The 20,171-nt window shown below is 61.1% G+C and carries 13 protein-coding genes; 8 read left to right on the top strand and 5 right to left on the bottom strand.

Annotation, left to right across the window (positions count from 1 at the left end; genetic code table 11):
* Positions 1-207 precede the first annotated feature (207 nt).
* Both ABCP74_RS04105 and ABCP74_RS04100 read left to right on the top strand, forming a co-directional pair.
* A complete protein-coding gene (locus tag ABCP74_RS04105; RefSeq protein WP_343000807.1) occupies positions 208-3,504 on the top strand; it encodes a 4-alpha-glucanotransferase in 3,297 nt (1,098 codons plus the stop codon).
* A gap of 88 nt (positions 3,505-3,592) precedes the next feature.
* Positions 3,593-3,829: an FmdB family zinc ribbon protein gene (locus ABCP74_RS04100; RefSeq protein ID WP_195192825.1), complete on the top strand. Its 237-nt coding sequence runs from the start codon at positions 3,593-3,595 to the stop codon at positions 3,827-3,829.
* Between the two features lie 141 nt (positions 3,830-3,970).
* On the opposite strand, the gene ABCP74_RS04095 is transcribed toward ABCP74_RS04100, so the two are convergent.
* From ABCP74_RS04095 to gltX, 5 genes are all read right to left on the bottom strand, one after another.
* Positions 3,971-5,371, bottom strand: a complete 1,401-nt coding sequence (locus tag ABCP74_RS04095) for an RsmB/NOP family class I SAM-dependent RNA methyltransferase (protein WP_343000808.1) — start codon at positions 5,369-5,371, stop codon at positions 3,971-3,973.
* Complete coding sequence (gene fmt / locus ABCP74_RS04090) at positions 5,368-6,288, bottom strand: methionyl-tRNA formyltransferase (protein WP_343000809.1); 921 nt, start codon at positions 6,286-6,288, stop codon at positions 5,368-5,370. Before fmt ends, ABCP74_RS04095 begins: the two co-directional genes overlap by 4 nt.
* 321 nt (positions 6,289-6,609) lie before the next feature.
* A complete protein-coding gene (def, locus tag ABCP74_RS04085) occupies positions 6,610-7,146 on the bottom strand; it encodes a peptide deformylase (protein ID WP_343000810.1) in 537 nt (178 codons plus the stop codon).
* A gap of 18 nt (positions 7,147-7,164) precedes the next feature.
* A complete protein-coding gene (gene priA / locus ABCP74_RS04080) occupies positions 7,165-9,618 on the bottom strand; it encodes a replication restart helicase PriA (protein WP_343000811.1) in 2,454 nt (817 codons plus the stop codon).
* Positions 9,619-9,707: 89 nt separating this feature from the next.
* On the bottom strand, positions 9,708-11,183 hold the full coding sequence (gltX, locus tag ABCP74_RS04075) for a glutamate--tRNA ligase (RefSeq protein ID WP_343000812.1): 1,476 nt from the start codon (positions 11,181-11,183) through the stop codon (positions 9,708-9,710).
* Between the two features lie 283 nt (positions 11,184-11,466).
* Here gltX and metK point away from each other — a divergent pair, with 283 nt between their 5' ends.
* The 6 genes from metK (at position 11,467) to ABCP74_RS04045 (ending at position 20,099) form a co-directional block, all read left to right on the top strand.
* Complete coding sequence (gene metK, locus ABCP74_RS04070) at positions 11,467-12,747, top strand: methionine adenosyltransferase (protein WP_117636948.1); 1,281 nt, start codon at positions 11,467-11,469, stop codon at positions 12,745-12,747.
* 311 nt (positions 12,748-13,058) lie between these two features.
* Complete coding sequence (gene sdaAA / locus ABCP74_RS04065; RefSeq protein WP_343000813.1) at positions 13,059-14,666, top strand: L-serine ammonia-lyase, iron-sulfur-dependent, subunit alpha; 1,608 nt, start codon at positions 13,059-13,061, stop codon at positions 14,664-14,666.
* A 149-nt stretch (positions 14,667-14,815) separates the two neighbouring features.
* Positions 14,816-16,549 (top strand): L,D-transpeptidase, encoded by a 1,734-nt coding sequence (locus ABCP74_RS04060; protein ID WP_343000814.1) that lies wholly within the window; start codon positions 14,816-14,818, stop codon positions 16,547-16,549.
* Between the two features lie 132 nt (positions 16,550-16,681).
* Positions 16,682-18,115 (top strand): efflux RND transporter periplasmic adaptor subunit, encoded by a 1,434-nt coding sequence (locus ABCP74_RS04055; protein ID WP_343000815.1) that lies wholly within the window; start codon positions 16,682-16,684, stop codon positions 18,113-18,115.
* On the top strand, positions 18,115-18,888 hold the full coding sequence (locus ABCP74_RS04050) for an ABC transporter ATP-binding protein (RefSeq protein ID WP_343000816.1): 774 nt from the start codon (positions 18,115-18,117) through the stop codon (positions 18,886-18,888). Before ABCP74_RS04055 ends, ABCP74_RS04050 begins: the two co-directional genes overlap by 1 nt.
* Positions 18,885-20,099 (top strand): ABC transporter permease, encoded by a 1,215-nt coding sequence (locus tag ABCP74_RS04045; protein ID WP_343000817.1) that lies wholly within the window; start codon positions 18,885-18,887, stop codon positions 20,097-20,099. Before ABCP74_RS04050 ends, ABCP74_RS04045 begins: the two co-directional genes overlap by 4 nt.
* Positions 20,100-20,171: the final 72 nt, after the last annotated feature.

Here is a 20,171-nt window from a genome sequence, read left to right as displayed (position 1 = left end):
GAAGTACTTTTGGTTGGCTACAAATAGTATCGTATAGATGTTTTTAAATATCGCGATAATTTGGGTGATAAAACGATTTTCTAGGACAACCGTTCGCCGATGGTAAACGGATGTTGTTTATACAGCCTATGTACAACAGATATACTTACTTCCTGTGCGTAAAGCCCATGGCCCGCAGGCCGTGATTCTATTGAACTGGACCGTATTATGAGATTGATACACAACAGCCGTCTGCCGCAGTTTCGCACTCCGTTTGGCGCTGTGACCACTGGAACTTCCGTTTCGCTCTCGGTGATTTTGGAGGATGCCGACCCCAACCAGGCAACGCTTACCCTGCGTACCTGGGTCGATGAAATCGGTGAGTCTCTGTATCCCATGACGCACGAGGGCGACGGCATATTTACCGTAGAGCTTGAGTGCACCGAGCCCTGTCTTATTTGGTACAGCTTTATCTGCAACATCGAGGGCCAGCCCGAGGTCCGCTTGGGTGCACCGCAGGGTCGCACCGGTGGCGAGGGTGTGACCTACGATTACGCCGAGGTCCCGTCGTTCCAGATTACCGTCTACAAGCATCGCGAGAACCGTCCCACCTGGTACGAGCGGGGCATGGTCTACCAGATCTTCCCCGACCGCTATGCCCGCGACGAAAACTGGCGCGAGCGAACGCTGGCCGAAGTTGAAAAACCGCGCAACGGAATCCAGCGCCGCATGGTCGAGGACTGGAACGAACCGCCCGAGTACGAGCGTGCCGAAGACGGCTCCATCAAGACCTGGGATTTTTACGGCGGCTCGCTCAAGGGTATCCAAAATGACCTGCCCCGCATTGCCGAACTAGGCTTTACGGCCATCTACCTCAACCCCATCTTTGAGGCCGCGAGCAACCACCGCTACGACACGGCCGACTATACCAAGATCGACCCGATTCTGGGCACCGAGCAGGACTTTACGGAGCTGTGCAAGGCGGCCGAGAAGCTCGGCATTTCCATCATCCTGGACGGCGTCTTCAACCACACGGGCGACGATTCGATCTACTTTAACCGCTACGGCAATTATCCCGGCGTCGGTGCTTGGCAAAGCGAGGACTCGCCGTGGCGCGATGCGTTTTACTTCCATGAAGACGGTTCGTATGACTGCTGGTGGGGCGTGGGCAACATGCCCGCCATCAACGAGAGCTCCGAACTGGTGCGCGAGCGGCTCCTGGGCAAGGACGGCGTGATCCGCAAATGGCTGCGCGCCGGTGCCCATGGTTGGCGCCTGGACGTGGCCGACGAGCTTTCCGATGACTTCCTGGCCGAGATCAAAAAGGCCGTGCTCGCCGAGAAGCCTGACGCGCTGCTGCTCGGCGAGGTCTGGGAAGACGCCTCCAACAAGATCAGCTACGGCCATCTGCGCCGCTACCTGCAGGGCTCTGAGCTCGACTCTGCCATGGACTACCCCTTCCGCGACATGGTCATCGGCTTTTTGATGGGCTACAAGAACGCCTACCAGGCAGCCGAGGATATCGAAACCTTGCGCGAGAACTACCCGCGCGAGGCACTGGCCTGCGCGCTCAATCTGCTTTCAAGCCACGACCGCCCGCGCATCATCTCGGTGCTCGGCGGTGGCCCCGACGAGTCGCAGCTGCCCGAGAGCGAGCGCAGTAAATGGCGCCTGGATGATAACTCGATGGGCCTGGCCAAGAGCCGTTTTTGGCTGGCGACGCTCATGCAGATGACCTTCCCGGGTGTACCCTCAATCTATTACGGCGACGAGTACGGCTTGGAGGGCCTTACCGACCCGGGCAACCGCCGTACCCTGCCGACCAAGGACCAACTCCACGACTTCGACACACTGGCCATCGTTAAGAACGCGTCTGCCGTGCGCCGTGCGCTGCCCTTTATGGTCGATGGCGAGATCAAGGCCTTTGCGCTCAACGACGAAGTCTTGGCTTACACCCGCACGGGCAATGACGGCGAAGCCGCGACGGTTATCATCAACCGCAGCCTGCGCAATTCGCACCGCGTGACGATTCCGGCGCTCGGCGAATGCGCGAGCGACGTGATCAGCGGTCACGAGTGCGAGATCCACAACGGTACCGTCACGCTCGACCTGTACCCGCTGGGCTCTTCGATCATCTATCACCATGCCGAGAAGCGCCTGCAGGAGCCGCTCGATCATGGCGCGGGCGTTGTGTGCCACATCACCTCCGTGCCGACCGATGACGGCAAGCCCGGCACAATCGGTGCGCCCACGCGTCGCTTTATCGACCATCTGGCCGCTATGGGCATGCGCTACTGGCAAGTCCTGCCCGTCAACCCCACGGACTTCTTCCGCTCCCCCTACGCCGGCCCCTCGGCCTTTGCAGGCAATATCGACCTGCTGCCTGAGAGCCACGAGGAGCTGGCCGCCGACTTTGCTGCATGGAAGGCCCACGGCGGTGAGGATGCCGACCCGCTGTACACGGCGTTTAAACATCGCAACGCCGATTGGCTCGAGAAGTACTGCGTCTACATGGCCGTTAAGAAGTACTTTGAGGGCGAGTCGCGCCACGATTGGCCGGCAGATGTCGCGCGCTACAACGAGTATCTGATCGACGACAAGCGCTTCCACGACGAGGCCGAGCTGCAGGCGTACATGCAGTATCGCTTTGACCTTGCCTGGTGCGAGCTCATGAACTATGCGCACAAGAAGGGCGTCGAGGTCATCGGCGATATCCCGATGTATGTCTCGGACGATTCGGCCGACGCGTGGAGCGAGCCCGAGAACTTCTGGCTATCCGACACCGGCAAGGCGATTGAGATTTCGGGCGCGCCGCCCGACAACTTTGCGCCCGAGGGCCAGGTGTGGGGCAACCCCACCTTCCGATGGGATCGCATGAAGGAGAACGGCTATCGCTGGTGGATGGACCGCCTGCGTCGTGCGTTTTCGCTCTACGACCGCGTGCGCCTGGACCACTTCCTGGGCTTCCACAGCTACTTTAGCATTCCCGCCGGTAAGGCCTGTGCCGACGGCCGCTGGCTGGCAGGCCCGGGCAAGGACCTGTTCCAGACCGCCTATGACGAGCTGGGTCCGCTCAACTTTATCGCCGAGGATCTGGGCTATCTGACGCCCGGCGTTCGCGCCATGGCTTCGACCTGCGGCTTCCCCGGCATGGACGTGCTGGAGTTTAGCGACTACGACGTTCGTTGCGGAATTCACCCCACACCGGGAAAGATCCTGTACACCTCGACGCACGACACCTCGACACTTGCCGGCTGGTGCACGCGCTCCTTTGCAGGCGGCGACGAGCCGAGCGGCATTGCATTGGCAGGCGAGCTCATGGGCAACGCCCTGGCAAGCGATGCGCCGCTCGTTATGATGCCGCTGCAGGACATCCTGGGCCTGGGCGACGATGCACGTATGAACGTGCCGGGCGTGGCCACGGGCAACTGGACCTGGCAGGCTGACGAGGCGGACATTGCAGCCGCCGAGAACAAAACCGCACAGCTCCTGCGCAACAACCATAGATTCTGGGGCGAAGCGTGATAAAACCCCCGATATAGGGTACAGTTACAGACGTTTGAATTTTTGCGGGCAGAGTAATCTGCCCGCTTTGTGCTGAAAAGGAAGTATTATGGCGCGCTACGATTACAAGTGCTCGAGCTGCGGCAACGTGTTTGAGGTTGAGCATCCCATGTCCGAGACTCCCGAGGTCGTGTGCCCCAGCTGCGGTGCCCCGGCGGCCAAGACGTTCTCGGCCAGCGGCATTAAATTTGAGGGCAGCGGTTTCTACAACACCGACCAGCGAAGCGGCGGCTCCAGCACCAACGCCACGAGCGGCTGCTGCGCCAACTGCCCGCATAACCACTAGAACCCGAACAGCCCCGCGACCGGCACCGATCGCGGGGCTGATTCTTTAGCTACCCAGGTTTCCTTTTGAGTTGCGGTGAAATAAGGACTGTTTGGCGGGTAGAAGCGGTTTTTCAATCCCTATTTCACCGCAAATTAGTAGTTAGTTGCGGACCAGCCTGGCGCAGAAGTGGCCGTCGTAGGAATCGGCGTTTACCGGTACGCTTTGGAAGAGGCCTCGATCGTTCTGGCGTACGGATACGAGCTTCTTGGCCTGATCGAACTCGGGGAGTTGCAGAATCTGCGCCTCGGAGAGGGGTGCGACGCTAAAGTCGGCGCCCTCGGAAGAGGCCAGGAAGGCATTCACGACCTGCGTGTTCTCTTCATCAAAAACCGAGCAGGTGGCATAGATGAGCTCTCCGCCGGCGGCCACGCGCGCAGAAGCCTCCTTAAGCATCGTCAGCTGAAGCTTGGGTAACTCGGTCGTCACATCATTCTCGGTTAGGCGCCACGGGATCTCAGGATGACGGCGCATGGTGCCGGTGCCCGAGCACGGCGCATCGATAAAGACCGTGTCGAACTTAACCGGCTCTCCAAGCATGGCATCAAACGATGTGAGCACCTCATCAAGCTCACAGGCATCACCCGAAACCGTACGAACGCCCTGAATACCGGCCTTATGCAGGCGAGCGAGATTCAGATCGCACTTGCGGTCATGAAGATCAAGTGCCGTATGCTGACGCTCATAGCCGGCGCGCTTAGCCTGGCACATCATCACATAGGTCTTGGTACCGCGACCGGCACCAATCTCAAGGCAGCTTCCAGGGCGCGTGGCAGCTGTGGCGATAAGCTGTGCGTTAAGGTCCGAGGCCACCGCGGCAGCACGCTCAAATACGCCCGACGCAACCGTAACCTGGGCATCAACCGGGGCATGGCAGCCTGGGAAGACAGGCGCGACGAGCTGCGAGATATACGGATCGGGCTTGGTAGCAAAGGCGTTCTCATGAAGGGCCAGCGGCGCGGGGGCCAGATTGCCGGCAAAGTTAAGCGCACCCTCAGGCGTGTCGAACGATGCCATAATGCGAGCGCACAGCCAACGCGGTAGACCCATCAGGCGCGACAGACGAACCAAGCGTCGCTCAGACTCATCTACATCGGTCGCAGTGGCAAAGTCCTCAACGTTTTCCGCGACCTTATGCAGCACGGCATTGGCCAAACCGGCGGCAGACTTAGCTCCGCTGCGCACCAGCTCAACGCCCTGACTCACCGCAACGCGACCAGGCGTATGCAGATAGAGCATCTCGAAGGCCGAGATACGAAGCGCCATGCGAACACGCGGCGCAACCTTTTTAGGCTTATCAAGAAACTGATCGAGCAGCTCGTCCAAAATACCCTGGGTAGCCGCAACGCCCAGTGCCAAACGAGCGGCAAAAGCGGAATCGCGCTGGTCAATAGCCTTGGCAGATGAGCGAGAGGACAGCACGTCGCGCGCATACATACCGCGGCGATCGGCCTCCATCAGCACATCGAGCGCAAGTTTGCGCGCGGGAGACAGCTTGCTCATGACAAAACACCCCAGATAAGATCGGCGCCCTGCAGGCCAGCAGCCCAAGCAGAAGCGGCCATAGCACGCTTACCATCGGGCTTAACCTCGAGCAACTCAACCGAGCCATCGGAAAGACCCAGGTAAACACGCTTGTTCTTAACGTCAACAGCGCCCTCGCCAAGCGAGACATCGGCCGGTGCAGCATCGAGCACGCGCACGGTCTTGCCGGCAATCACGCATCGGGCAGGCGCGGTATCGGACGAGGCCAGCACATGACGCACGCAATCAAGCGCCGCCATTTGCGGATCCAGACGCATCTCCTGCTTAGAAATCTTGGCAGCATGGGTAACGAGCGCCTCATCCTGTTCAGTCCAAACAGCCGAGCCATCGGCAAGAGAAGGAAGCGTACTGGCAAGCAGCTTGCCGCCAAGCTCACCAAGCTCCATGGTCAGCGCCTCAGCATGCTTACCGACAACCGAGGTCGAGGCCTGCGCGCAATAAGCGCCGGTATCCACGCCATGTCCAATACGCATAATGGAAACGCCAGCAATCTCATCACCAGCAAGAATGGCACGCTGAATAGGAGCAGCCCCACGCCAACGGGGCAGCAAGGACGCATGAACATTTACAATGCCGAGCGGTGCCATATGCAGCACGTCATCAGGCAAAATGCAGCCATACGCAGCCACGCAGAAAATATCAGCCTGCGCAGCCTGAAGCGCCTCAACAACCTCAGGCGTCATACGATTGGCCTCAACGACCGGCAACCCCAGCTCAAGCGCCTTAGCCTTAACAGGAGACGGCTCCAGCTTCTTACCACGCCCACGAACAGCATCAGGACGAGTAACAACAAGCGCAATCTCATTCCCAGCCTCAACAAGCGAAACCAGCGAAGGCTCAGCAAAATCAGGCGTACCCATAAACACAATACGCATAAAGGACGTCTCCCCTCAACCAAAGCCGAGACGGCTACAAAGAACAGCGGAAAGCCAAGTACCCGGCCCATCCGCAAGAACAATTCAACAAAAACAAATATACCCAAAACCAAAGAAAGAGCCGCAATAAAAGCAGCTCTTCCAACAAAGCAATTATCAGCGAAGACGCCCTTCCCTGGCCCGACGGCACCCGGGCGAGTCAAGCAGCGTCAACGTAGTCCCCGGGGCGCCCGCCTATATCGTCCCGCGCGCAGTTTCGCAGCGCAGCAAGAATGTTTGAGCACGGGATGATATAGGCGGGCGCCCCGGGGACGGACAAACCTACTCCGTCTCGCCCGGTCGAGCGCCGCGGGCCAGGGCGTCCTGGTACTCCTTGACGGCCTTGATCCTCTGCATCGGCTTCAGTCGCTCGAACATGGTGTTACCGTGCAGGTGATCGATCTCATGCTGCAGGCACACGCAGAACAGATCGCCCGTGGCCTCATAGCGAATAAGGTTGGCATCCAAGTCATACGCCTCGACGACGACATGGTCGGGACGCTCAATCTCGCAGCTAATGCCAGGGATGGAAAGGCAGCCCTCGCTAAAGGGCACCAGATGGTCGCTCTGCTCAACAATAACGGGATTGATGAGCACGTACGGGTCGTAGTCGTTCTTGTCGCTGTAGTCGCAGTCGATGGTGACGAGCTGAATAAGCTCGCCGATCTGCGGAGCAGCCAGGCCGCAGCCACCGTTCTCGAACATTATCTTCTTCATCTTCTCGGCAAGCGCCTCGATCGCCGGGGTAATCTCCTCGATGACGACGCACTCCTGGCGCAGACGAGGGTCGGGCGACAGAACGATTCCGTTGGCTTCCATGGCCATCCTTTCGGGTTGTTACATCAAATCATAGGCGTCGACGTCAACGCTCACGCTCACGCCGCGCAAAGAGCCCACCTCTTTGAGGCAGGCGTCGATATCATCAGAGACATGGTACCCCACGGGCGACTTCACAAGCAGATGGAAGCGGTAACGGTCCTTGGCTCTCTCGATTACACACGAAGCTGGGCCCAGCACCTGCGGCACCGCGCTGCCCGCCCGCAAAAAGTCGGGCGCGGCGGCATGCCAACGGCGCTTAAGAAGCTTTGCAATGCGCCCGATGTAGTCCTGCGCGTCGTCTCGGTTCGCCGACCACACCAAAATGTTGACCAGGCGAACAAACGGCGGGTACAGCGCGTCGCGGCGCTGATCCAGGTCGTAGTCGGTAAAGATCGAACGGTCGTGCTCAGCGACGGCGCGAATTACCGGGTCATCGGGCAGGTAGGTCTGGATGATCACCTCGCCGGGACGATCGCCGCGACCGGCACGGCCCGCCACCTGTTCCAGCAGGTCGTAGGCGCGCTCCCCTGCGCGGAAGTCCGGCAGCTTGAGGGCGAAGTCGGCATTGACCACGCCCACGAGCGTGACCTCGGGAAAGTCGAGACCCTTTGCGATCATTTGGGTGCCCAGCAAAACGGCGCAATCGGCCGCATCGAATTGCTCGAGCAGCTTTTTGTGCGCATCCTTGCCGCGCGTGGAATCGGCATCCATGCGAATAATGGCGACATCCTCAGGAAGCATCTGGTGCAGCGCGTCCTCGATCTGTTGAGTGCCCAGACCCATTTTTGCCAGGTAGCGACTGCCACATTTGGGGCAACGGCTCGTGGGCGCGGGATACGGCTGCACGCGCCAAGACGAACCGCAGGTGTGGCACTGCAGCGTGTGTGTGCGCTCGTGATACGTAAGCGCGGTGGAGCAGTGGTTGCAGGTGGGCACGCAGCCGCATTCGCGGCACATCAGAAACGGCGCAAAGCCACGGCGGTTATGCAGCAGCACGGCCTTCTCGCGGCGCTCGACCACGCGCTCCAGGCCCTCCATCAGCGGTTTTGAGAACATGGAACGACTGCCGTGCGAGAACTCACGGCGCAGGTCGGCAATGCGGACAGTCGGCAGCACGGCGTGTCTTGGGCGCTCGGGCATCTCGACGCGCGTCCAGGTGGCACCGTTATACGTGCCACGGCGGCAGCGGTCGAGGGCCTCGGCAGAAGGCGTGGCAGAGCCCAACACAAGCGGGCAGCGATAGCGCCGCGCCATCTCGGCCGCCACCTCGCGCGCGTGGTAGCGCGGACTGGAGCCCTGCTTGTAGCTGGTCTCGTGTTCCTCGTCGATGATGATGAGGCCCAAGTCGCTGAGTGGGCAAAAGAGCGCCGAGCGGGCACCCACGACCACACGTGCGGCACCGCTGGCGACCATATCCCACTGGTCCAGACGCTCACCAGCAGAAAGACGCGAATGGAACACAGCGACCGTCTCGCCAAAGCGCGAGCGGAAGCGGCCGACGGTCTGGGCCGTCAGCGAGATCTCGGGCACCAGCACGCAGGCCGAACGGCCGGCCGCCAGCACGCGCTCAATCGCCGAAAGGTAAACCTCGGTTTTGCCGGAGCCGGTGACGCCGTCGACAAGGACCACGTCTCCGTGGGCGTCAAGACGGGCGCGCTCAATCTGCGCGAGCGCCTGCTGCTGGCCGTTGGTAAGTGCGACCGGCGCCTTGCCGCTTGCCGAGGACAGCGTGGTCTGCTCGCTGCATCCACGCCACGCACGTCGCTCCTCCACCACCACGACGCCGCGTTTTTCGAGCGCCTTGATGGTCGCCGACATACTGTTATAAAGCAGGTTGAGGTCGCGCGTCGTGACCGGCCCGCACTGGAGCGCCTCGATGAGCTGACGCTGGCGAACTGCGGTCTTGGGCGGCGTATAGTCGAAGCCCTCGGGCGTAAGCATGACCCAGCGGTTTTGGATGGGTTTAACGGCGGGGCGCTCAACGGTCCGCACGCCATCATCGCCCTTGACCACGCGCGGGCTTCCACCCGGGGGCAAGAACAGGCGCAGGCACTCGGAAAGGGTTGCGACATATTCGCGGCTCATCCAACGCGCGATGCGGGCGGCCTCGGCACTAAAGAGCGGTTTGCTGAGAATCGCCTCGACGGGCTTGATGCGCGCAGGATCGAAGGCGTTGTTGCCTTGCAGGTCGCCCAGCTCGGGCGCGATGTCAACGATGTAGCCCGCGGCCGCACGGTTGCCAAAATGAACTAGGACGGTGGAGCCGATCTGGGCCTCGCTGGCGAGGGGTTGCGGGATGCCGTAAGCAAACGGCTCGGACAGTGCACGCGTCGGGATGTCGAGGATTACGCTCGCATAGGCGGCGACGGGTTCGGGTGCGGGCTCGGGCTGCGCCGGGGCGGCGGCAGGAGCCGCGGACTTCGGAGCTTCCTCCGGTTCCGGTGAACCAAACAGCGACAGTTGCTCGGCCATAGTCCCAGCACCTCCTAACCCATACGTCTACAGAAACAAGAGCCCCGCTCTGAGTGAACGGGGCTCGGATACATACGTTTGCGCAGCGATTACAGCGCCATCGTGCGGGCGCGGTCAATGCGCGCCAGGCAGTCGTCACGACCGACGAGCGCCATGGTCTCGCCCAGCGGAGGGCTCACCATGTTGCCGCAGACGGCGACGCGCACGGCCTGGAACACCACGCGCTTCTTGAGGTCCATCTGCTCGGGGAGCGGCTCAAGCGCGGCATCGATGTTGGCGGCCGTCCACTCGGTAACACCCTCAAGCGCGGCCTTGGCGGCATCCAGAATGGCACCCATGCCCTCCTTGGCCAGGCCCTTGTTGACGGATTTCTCGTCATACTCGAGCGTCTCGGCCGTAGCGAAGATGGGAGCGGCGACGGTCACGGCGTCGGCAGGCATCTTGGTGCGCGGCTTGACAATGGCGGCAAGCGCGTCGATCCAATCCTCGCCGTACTCGACATTACCCTCGATGAGACCCGCCTCGTGCAGCTCGGGGACCATGATCTCATCGGCAAACTGGGCGTCGGACATACCGTTGATGTACTCGGCATTGACCCAGTCGAGCTTCTTGGGGTCGAAGGTCGCCGGGTTCTTGGAGATGCGGTCGAGCGAAAACTTGCTGGCCAGGACATCGCGCGGGATGATCGTGGTCTCGCCGTCGAGCGACCAGCCGAGCAGCGCCAAGTAGTTGACGAAGGCGTCGGACAGGTAGCCGGCGTCGCGGTACTCCTCCACGGAGGTGGCGCCGTGGCGCTTGGAGAGCTTTTTGCCGTCGGCGCCCAGGATCATGGAGATGTGGGCGAACGTGGGCACGGGAGCGCCGAGGGCCTCGTACACCATGACTTGACGCGGGGTGTTGGACAGGTGGTCGTCGCCGCGGATGACGTGAGTGATCTTCATCATGGCGTCATCGACGACGGTCGCGAAGTTGTACGTGGGCGTGCCGTCGGAACGGAAGATGACAAAGTCGTCAAGCTCCTTGGCGTCGAAGGTTACCTCGCCGTGGACGGCGTCGTGGATGACGACGTCGCCGCGGTCCTCGGGCACCTTGATGCGAAGGACGTAGGACTCGCCGGCCTCGATGCGACGGCGGGCCTCCTCGGGATCAAGATCGCGGCAACGGCGCTGATAGCCCTGGAAGGGGTCCTTGCGCTCCTGCGCGGCCTTGCGGTCGGCTTCGAGCTGCTCCTTGGTGCAGAAGCAGGGATAGGCCTTGCCCTCGTCCCAAAGCTTCTGGGCGGCCTGCTTGTACAGGTCCAGGCGCTCGGTCTGGGCGTAGGGGCCAAAATCGCCGCCCACCTCGGGACCCTCGTCCCAGTCCAGGCCCAGCCAACGCATGGCGCGCAGGATGATCTGCGTGTTCTCGTCGGTGGAGCGGGTGGGGTCGGTGTCGTCGATGCGCAGGATGAACGTGCCGCCGTTAGCACGGGCGAAAGCCCAGTTATAGATAGCGGTGCGGGCGCCGCCGATGTGCAGCTTGCCCGTCGGTGAGGGTGCAAAGCGGACGCGAACGTCTGATGCCATGGATATCTCCTCGATTGCAGGATGGATGTCTAACCGCACCAGTATAAAGCATCAAAGCAACCTCCGCACAAAGGGCACCGACCTACTCATTGGGGACAGACTTAAATGACCAGTCATTGGACAACCTGTCGGCACTTAGGTAAGGGTAGTCATTTAAGCCTGTCCCCAATGAGTAGGTGCGGAAAGGGTGTGAATGTTTGATTTACGCGCTATGATGTGCCCTTGCATAGAGAGCCCGGCGGAATGGTAACGGTCGCCGGGACACGTTTTTGAAAGGACAATCATGTCAGAAGAACTTCGTTCCATCCCGCCCCAACACGGGTCCTTTGTTTTTACGTCGGAGTCGGTGACCGAAGGTCATCCCGATAAGATCGCTGACCAGATCAGCGACGCCGTCCTCGACGCAATCCTCGCCAAAGAAATAGAGCTCCAGGAGCAGGGCTACATCGCCCCCAACGGCGTGCCTGCCAACGTGGAGAACGTCCGCTGCGCCTGCGAGACCCTCGTGACCACCGGCACCGTCATCGTCGCCGGCGAGATTCGCACCCAGGCCTACGTCGACGTACAGGAAATCGCCCGTGGCGTTATCCGCCGCATTGGCTACAACCGTGCAAAGTTCGGTTTTGACTGCGATACCTGCGGCGTCATGAGCCTCATCCACGAGCAGTCCCCCGATATCGCCCAGGGCGTCGACGAGTCGTTTGAGACCCAGACCGGCGCTACCACCGACCCGATCGACCTGATCGGCGCCGGCGACCAGGGCATGATGTTCGGCTACGCCTCCAACGAGACCAAGACCCTCATGCCCATGCCGCACTACCTGGCAAGCCGCCTGGCCGAGCGCCTGGCAGCCGTGCGCCACGACGGCACCCTGCCCTATCTGCGCCCTGACGGCAAGACCCAGGTCACCGTGCGCTACGAGGAAGGCAAGCCCGTCGAGGTCACGACCATCGTCATCTCCACGCAGCACGCCGCCGAGATCGAGGACATGGGCAAGATCAAGGCCGACCTCATCGAGCACGTCATCACCCCGGTCATGGCTGCCGAGAACATGCCGTGGGATAACGCAGACATCTACGTGAACCCCACCGGTCGCTTTGTCGTGGGCGGCCCCATGGGCGACACGGGCCTCACCGGCCGCAAGATCATCGTCGACACCTACGGCGGCTACGGCCGTCACGGCGGCGGTGCCTTTAGCGGTAAGGACTGCACCAAGGTTGACCGCTCCGCCGCGTATGCCGCACGCTGGGTCGCCAAGAACGTGGTCGCCGCCGGCCTGGCCGACCGCTGCGAAGTCGAGCTTGCCTACGCCATCGGCGTTTCCAAACCCCTCTCAATCATGGTCGACACCTTCGGTACCGCACATGTTGCCGAGGACAAGATCGTTGAAGCCGTAGAGAAGACCTTCGACCTGCGCCCGGGTGCAATCATCCGCGACCTGGACCTGCGCCGCCCCATCTACGAAAAGACGGCAGCCTACGGTCACTTCGGCCGAGAAGACGCCGACTTCACCTGGGAGAAAACCGACCGAGTCGAAGAACTCAAAGCAGCCTGCGGCCTGTAATTAAGAACCGCCAAGGTTTCAACGACATAAGCGCTTAAAAAAGAAGTACCGCTCCCAACCGGTACTTCTTTTTATTTAAACGGTGGTGAAGATGCTTCGATATGAGCCCACGCTGCGTCACCAGCTAATGAATTTTGCAGCACACGCGCCTCTACCATGTATCCTTAGTTCCGAGGGCTTTGGTATTTGGTCGGTCGCGAGTTCCGCACGAGCCGGAGGCCACTTAATGTGGCCTCCGTGCGAGCCAGGACTGTAGAGCAGGCGACCAAATACCAAAGCCCTCGGAACGACGGGATAGAAAAGGAGCACCCATGGCAGGCAAGCCGCAAACACTAGCTACGACCTCGGCATTCGAGATCTTGGGCCCCGTCATGGTCGGCCCCAGCTCATCGCACACCGCCGGCGCCCTCCGCTGCGCCCAAGTTGCCGCCAGCCTGTTGGAAGGTCGCATCACCAAGGTCACCTTTGGCCTGTGGAACTCCTTCGCCCACACCTACCGCGGCCACGGCACAGACCGTGCGCTCGTCGCGGGCATACTGGGCCTCGACACCGATGACGAGAACATCAAGCAGGCCTTCGACCTCGCACGCGAGCAGGGCCTCGAATATCACTTTGACATCAAGGGCGACGACGCGTCCATCCACCCCAACACCGTCGACATTGACATGGTCGACGACACGGGCGCCACGGCACAGGTCCGCGGCGAGAGCCTGGGCGGCGGCAAGATGCGCATCAGCCGCATTAACGGCGTCGGCGTCGACATCTCGGGCATGTATTCCACGCTCTTCGTGGCGCACAAGGACGTCCCCGGTGTACTCGCCGCGCTCACCAACCTGCTCGCCTACGCCCATGTAAACATCGCCTTCTGCCGCACCTACCGCACCGAAGTGGGCGGCCAGGCCTACTCCGTCTTTGAGACCGACGGCGCGCCCGACGACACCGTCGTCCCCATGCTGCGCAAGCTCGACAATGTCGATTACGCAACGTTTATCGAACTCCCCGGTTCTGCCTCGTCGCTCTCCCCCGGCGTCTCGGCCAAGGAAATCTTCGACGACGGCGAGCAGTTGCTCGATGCGTGTGAGGAACTGGGGCTCAGCATCGGCGCCGTCATGGCCGTTCGCGAGGCGCGTCTGACCGGCGAGGCCCACGCCGTCGCTGCCATGCGCCGCGTGCTCGACGTCATGCGCGAGGAGACCACGGCCCCCATCGCCAATCCGCAGCGTTCGCTCGGCGGGCTTATCGGCGGCGAGGCCAAGCTTGTCGAAGCCACCGGCCGCAACGATTTGAGCGCAAGCCTGATGGGCCCCGTTCAGACCGATGCCGTGGCCCGCGCGATGGCCGTGCTCGAACGCTCCGCCACCATGGGCGTGATCGTCGCCGCCCCCACGGCAGGCTCAGCGGGTGTTGTGCCCGGCTGCGTGCTTGCACTCGCCGATCGCCTGCAGCTCGACGACGAGCAGGTCATGGACGCGCTCTACTGCGCAGCCGCCATCGGCCTCAACCTCACCACGAGCGCCTGCGTCGCCGGCGCCGAGGGCGGATGCCAGGCCGAGGTGGGAAGCGCCGCCGCCATGGCAGCCGCCGCGCTGGTGCAGATGCTCGGCGGCACGCCCGAGCAGGCGCTCGACGCCAGTTCCATCGCGCTGAGTAACCTGCTGGGCCTCGTTTGTGACCCCGTCGGTGGCCTCGTGGAGGTGCCCTGCCAAAACCGCAACGCCATCGGCGTGGCAGCGGCCTTTAGCTCGGCACAACTCGCCCTCGCAGGCATTAAGAGCCTGGTTCCGTTTGACCAGATGGCACATGTCATGCTCTCGGTGGGTCACGCGTTGCCGGCCACGCTGCGCGAGACGGCAAAGGGCGGCATCGCGCAGGCTCCGGCCGCACTTTCGGCCTGTGCAAAATGCGGTGTGTGCGGATAACGGCAAAGAATGACTCAAAGGTGGGACAAATGTCCCACCTCTTTTGAATGCCACCGTTTCCGTACCACAAACAGCAGGGCAATCGCTATAATGCAAGCCCAGTAAAAACACGATGAGCCATAAGGCGAAATTCGAAGGATATGCATACGATGTCGCAAAACGATCGAACTCAACTGATTCCCGATCCGCAGCAGCCGAGCAGGCACACCGGCGGCGTTCAGTCGCCGCGTCCTATCGCGCCGAGCCACGGTCAGCAGCGTGGTGCGGCAAACGCTTCCCAACGCCCGAACCAGCAGCGACAGCAGCGTCAACAACGTCAGCAGCGCCAGGCAAACGGCAATGCGCCCAAGCAGCCCCCCACGCACGCTCGAGGCGATCGCGGCCCCGCACGCAAACCCGCCAAGAACAATAAGTCAGGCAAAAAGACGACGCTCTTTGTCGTCCTAGGTCTTATCGTCATTGTCTATATCGTAGGCATGGTAGCGTTTTCGCAGGTAGCCTACCCCAACACCACCATTGCCGGCGTCGACGTCTCGTTCTCTAACGCTTCGTCTGCTGCCACCAAGGTCAACTCGGCATGGAAGCACTATAAGCTCACCGTGACAGGCGATGACTTTAGCTGGACCTATCAGCCCGAGTCCGATGAGCCCATCGTCGATGGCGAAGCTGCCGCAAAAGAGATCATCAGCCACAACGAAGCCTTTGTATGGCCGGTCCGTCTTGTGGAATCCTTAAGCGGCAAAACCAAAACAACCGCTACCTCCAACGAAGTCGATCTTGATCAAGACGTCGACCTGTCCATGCTCTCCGACACCTTTGACCAAAAGAAGTTTGAGAAGGATCTGGGCGCCGCCATCGACGAGTTTAACGAGGGGCGTTCGGGCACGTTCGAGGCCAATAGCTCCTATGACGAGCAGGCCGGCAAGTTTACCGTCGAGAAGGCGCGCTCCAACGAAAAACTCAACCGCGAGCATGTCATTAAGTATGCCGAACTCGAGCTTGCCTCGCTGGCCGAGACCGTAGATCTTTCCAAGCTCGACAACGATGCCTATGAACCGCTCAATGGAACGCTGACCGATGATCAGATTCAGGCCGCATGCGATGCCGCCAACAACTTCCTGGGCGTCAACGTGACCCTCAAGCTCAACGGCGAGGATGCCGGCAAGGTTGATGGCAGCTCCGTATTGCAGTGGATCAGCTTTGCCGATCCGGCCAACCCCACGCTCGATACGACGCAGATCAGCAGCTGGGCAGCCGAGCTCGCCAACGGCTTTAATACCGTTGGCTCCACTCGCTGGTGGACGCGCGCCGATGGCAAGCAGTGCGCCGTCGAAGGCGGTGACTTTGGTTGGTCCATCGACAGCAGCTCGCTCGCCAAGCAGGTCGAGGACGCCATTAACAACAAGCAGACCGGCGAAATCGAGATCAAGTACTCCCAGAAGGCCGACACCTTTACCGCAAAGGGAGAGCCCGACTGGAAGGCGTATATCGACGTCGACCTGTCCGAGCAGCACGCGCGCTACTATGACGAGAACGGTAATATCGTTTGGGAGGCCAACTTTATTTCCGGCAAACCGGGCGAAGACGCAACCCCCGAGGGCGTGTGGCAGATCAACAGCAACGACGGCGGCAGCACCCTGATCGGAGCCAAGGACCCCGAGACCGGTAAGCCCAAATACGAAAGCCCGGTGAGCTACTGGATGCCGTTTGAGGGCAATATGATCGGCTTCCACGATGCCACCTGGCAAAACGACAAGAGCTTCGATAATGCCGAGTCGTACAAGTGGTGCGGCAGCCACGGTTGCATCAACCTGCGCCTGGCAGACGCCAAGGCACTGCACGACTGCATCAAAGTCGGCCTGTGCGTGGTTGTCCACTCATAGTGCAACGCGCGCATTCCTACAACGTGGAACCGCTGCGACCAATCTAACAGTTCCGAAAGAAACCGTTCTATGCGCCCACCCCAACCGGTGGGCGCATATACTTATCAAGGTTCTTTCTATAAAGGAGACGCTATGCCGAATGTCCCCACCATCACCCCGGGCCCGGATGATACCGAGCACACGCCCGAAGGTGCCACCGAAACGATTCCTCTGATTACAAACGCACACACCGACAAGCAGAGCGGACGCGCGAACGATACGGCCGAGATTTCCGATGAAGAGGCATATGCCAAGCTCAAGGCAAAACGCGCCGAACGTCGACGCAAAAAGCTGATTCGACGCGGTATTGCCGCCGGCGTCGTGGGTGCCATCGCGCTCATTGCCATTGTCGCAACCCTGGTTATCAATGCGCAGCCACAAGGCGCTAGCGGGCCTGTGACCGACATGGTGACCGAGGGCACGTTTAGCTCAACGGTCGAGGCGAAAGGCCAGCTCAAACCCATTTCGTCCTCAGTGGTCTCCCCTTCTGTCGACGGCACGGTCGATTCGATCAACGTGCAGGCAGGCCAATCCGTCAACGAGGGCGACGTGCTTATGACCATTAAAAACGACGAGCTCGACCGCAACGTTGCCGAGGCGCAGCGTGCAGTTGCAGCCGCTCAGGAAGACCTCGCCAACGCGCAGAAAGCCGCAACCGCCGCGCAGGCCACCCCGACGACGGACGCCGATGGAGCTTCCGCAGCGGCTGGCGTCTCCGCCGCATCAGCGGACACGAACGCCGTATCGGCCGCGCAGCGCAGCCTCGCATCGGCCCAGGCAAACCTCGATCAGGCGAACGCCAAGGCAGCCAGCCGTACGGTCACGGCCCCGAGCTCGGGTAGCATCGTGGAGCTCAACGCCAAGGTGGGCGCCACGGTAACAGGCGGCATGATCATGGGCGAAAGCGATACGAGCGGCGGCAAGCAGTGCATGCAGATCGCCGACCTATCCAAGATGAAAGTGACCGTACAGGTGGGCGAAAAGGACATCGCCAAGATCGCCGTTGGGCAGAGCGCCAACGTCACGTATCCCGCGTTTCCCGATATCGTGAGCCAGGGCACCGTCACGGCTATCGCGTCGGTGGCAAACTCCGACGCCGCCAACGGTGGCGGCAGCGTGACCTTTAACGTCGACATCCTCATCGAGGCGCCCGACGCGCGCCTGAAGCCGGGCATGACGGCCGAGGTCTCGGTGGTGACCGAGCAGCTCGACGACGTGGAGATGGTGCCGACGATGGCGCTCATGACCGAAGACGGCGAACACTATTACGTCAACGTGGCGACTGATGACGAGGGCAAGCAAACCCATCGTGTGAATGTGACCGTCGTAACGCAAAACGACAACGAAGCCGTAGTCGGCAAGACACAGGTCAAGCGCGACGACCAGGGCAACGAGATCAACCCCAACGTGCCGGTTACCAAGCTGCGCGATGGCGACACCCTCGTCATGGACACCGGAGCGGACGCAACGGCTGACGGCGGCTACAGCGCGGATTCGGGCAGTATGACTGCCGATGAGGACATGTAATGCGTCCCGTTATCGACATTCGCAACGTGCACCGCATCTTTGAGAGCGAGGCAGGTTGCGCCCACATCCTGCACAACGTGAGCCTGGCGGTAAATCCCGGTGAGTTCGTGGCCATTACCGGCCCCTCGGGCTCGGGCAAGTCGACGCTCATGAACATCCTAGGCTGCCTGGATAAGCCGACAGCGGGTGACTACTACCTGCAAGGGCTCAACGTGGCCGAGCTCGATGATGACGAGCTCACCGAAGTCCGCGCCCTGAGCATTGGCTTTGTCTTTCAGAGCTTCAACCTGCTGCCGCGCCTATCGGTCATCGAAAACGTCATGCTGCCGCTGGCCTACACCAATGTGCCCCGTAGCCAGCGCGAAATGCGCGCCGTGCACGCGCTGCAGGCCGTCACGCTGCCGGTCGACCACTGGGACCACCGCATATCAGAGCTCTCGGGCGGACAGATGCAGCGCGTCGCCATCGCGCGCGCCCTCGTCAATGACCCGCCCATAATTCTTGCTGACGAGCCGACGGGGAACCTGGACTCCGCCACTGGAGCGCTTGTAATGGAGACCTTCCATAAGCTCCAGGAGCGCGGCAAAACCATCGTGCTCATCACACACGACCCCGGCATTGCCGCCGAGGCCGACCGTGCCGCGACCATCCGCGACGGTCGAATTCACGACGGCGCGTATATTCCACATGCACCGCGGACCCTGCGCAGCGCCGTAGATAGCCTGCCCATGATTTCCGCCTCCGCCAACCCGCCGAAAGGAGTGGTGGCATGAGCACCCGTGATCTCATCCAGGAAGCCCTTCACTCGCTCGAGGCCAACAAGGGGCGCAGCCTGCTCACCATCCTGGGCATTGTCATCGGCATCGCCTCGGTTATCGCCATGACTTCGCTCATCGGCGGCATCCAAAACAGCCTGGTCAACAGTCTGGGCCTCAATGCGGCACGCATGGTGCAAATCTATTCGTCGCAAGAACTCACCGAGTCGGACATCGAGAAGCTTCAAAAACTGGTGCCGCAGATAGAGCAGATCGGCATTGTCGACAGCGCGTATACCGAGTACAAGACCGGCGATAAAAGCTATACCGTCATGGCACAGGGTGTCGATAGCGACATGCTCGACGCCGTGGGGGCCAGCAAGCTCGTTGCGGGGCGCACCTATTCCCAGGCCGAGTCCCAATCAGGCTCGCGAGTGGCGCTCATCAGCCGCGGCGGCGCCGATCAGCTTTACGGCAACGAACAGGATGCGCTGGGGAAAACCATCAAGGTGTCCAACGGCGAGGTGCAGATTGTAGGCGTGATTGATGGCGGCAGCGACTCCATGGGCTCACTCACGCTGTATATGCCACGCGAAACCATCGCCGGGCTGTTTGGCGACGAAAATCCTTCATTCCCCAGCGTGACGGCACTTGCCGCCGAGGGCACGGACATGGATGAGCTTTGTAAGACCATCGAGTCCAAGGTGCGCGCGATGAAGGGCATCGCGGAGGATGATGAGTACGACAGTGTATCGGCGACATCCATGAAAAGCGCCATCGATGCACTCAACTCCTTTATGGGCGCGTTCTCGCTCATCATGGGTGCTGTCGCCAGCATCTCGCTGCTTGTCGGCGGTATCGGCATTATGAATATGATGCTCACCAACGTGACTGAGCGCATTCGCGAGATCGGCATCCGCCGCGCTCTGGGCGCCAGTCGTCGCGATATCACCGCACAATTTTTGGCCGAGTCCTCGGCGCTATGCGTCACCGGCGGACTGTTGGGTGTCCTGATTGGCTATCTGCTGGCATGGGGCCTCGCGATGTTTGCCTCCGGATTCGGGATTCTTGGCGAGCTCGGTGCCAGTGGGCAAATCACGCCGAGTTTTTCAATCGCCACGGTGCTGCTGGCCTTCGCCGTCTCCGTCGGCATCGGCGTAATCTTTGGCTTCTACCCCGCTCGCCGCGCGGCAAAGCTCAACCCGGTGGAGTGCCTACGCTACCAGTAAGTCACCACCAAAAAGTTGCGGTGAATTAGAGACTGAATATGCTATCTAGCAGCAGAAACAGACACTATTTCA

This window comes from Collinsella aerofaciens, assembly GCF_039062315.1.
GTDB classification, from domain to species: Bacteria; Actinomycetota; Coriobacteriia; order Coriobacteriales; family Coriobacteriaceae; genus Collinsella; species Collinsella aerofaciens_BG.
Note: the sequence above shows the minus strand (reverse complement) of the source record. Positions and strands in the feature narration are given on the sequence as shown.

Excerpts from the sequence above, each read along its gene's own strand:
- ABCP74_RS04095 (WP_343000808.1), bottom strand. The coding sequence starts at position 5,371 with ATGAGCAAGCTGTCTCCCGCGCGCAAACTTGCGCTCGATGTGCTGATG.
- fmt (WP_343000809.1), bottom strand. The coding sequence starts at position 6,288 with ATGCGTATTGTGTTTATGGGTACGCCTGATTTTGCTGAGCCTTCGCTG.
- priA (WP_343000811.1), bottom strand. The coding sequence starts at position 9,618 with ATGGCCGAGCAACTGTCGCTGTTTGGTTCACCGGAACCGGAGGAAGCT.
- ABCP74_RS04045 (WP_343000817.1), top strand. The coding sequence starts at position 18,885 with ATGAGCACCCGTGATCTCATCCAGGAAGCCCTTCACTCGCTCGAGGCC.
- ABCP74_RS04105 (WP_343000807.1), top strand. The coding sequence starts at position 208 with ATGAGATTGATACACAACAGCCGTCTGCCGCAGTTTCGCACTCCGTTT.
- def (WP_343000810.1), bottom strand. The coding sequence starts at position 7,146 with ATGGAAGCCAACGGAATCGTTCTGTCGCCCGACCCTCGTCTGCGCCAG.
- ABCP74_RS04100 (WP_195192825.1), top strand. The coding sequence starts at position 3,593 with ATGGCGCGCTACGATTACAAGTGCTCGAGCTGCGGCAACGTGTTTGAG.
- ABCP74_RS04050 (WP_343000816.1), top strand. The coding sequence starts at position 18,115 with ATGCGTCCCGTTATCGACATTCGCAACGTGCACCGCATCTTTGAGAGC.
- sdaAA (WP_343000813.1), top strand. The coding sequence starts at position 13,059 with ATGGCAGGCAAGCCGCAAACACTAGCTACGACCTCGGCATTCGAGATC.
- metK (WP_117636948.1), top strand. The coding sequence starts at position 11,467 with ATGTCAGAAGAACTTCGTTCCATCCCGCCCCAACACGGGTCCTTTGTT.
- ABCP74_RS04055 (WP_343000815.1), top strand. The coding sequence starts at position 16,682 with ATGCCGAATGTCCCCACCATCACCCCGGGCCCGGATGATACCGAGCAC.
- gltX (WP_343000812.1), bottom strand. The coding sequence starts at position 11,183 with ATGGCATCAGACGTTCGCGTCCGCTTTGCACCCTCACCGACGGGCAAG.
- ABCP74_RS04060 (WP_343000814.1), top strand. The coding sequence starts at position 14,816 with ATGTCGCAAAACGATCGAACTCAACTGATTCCCGATCCGCAGCAGCCG.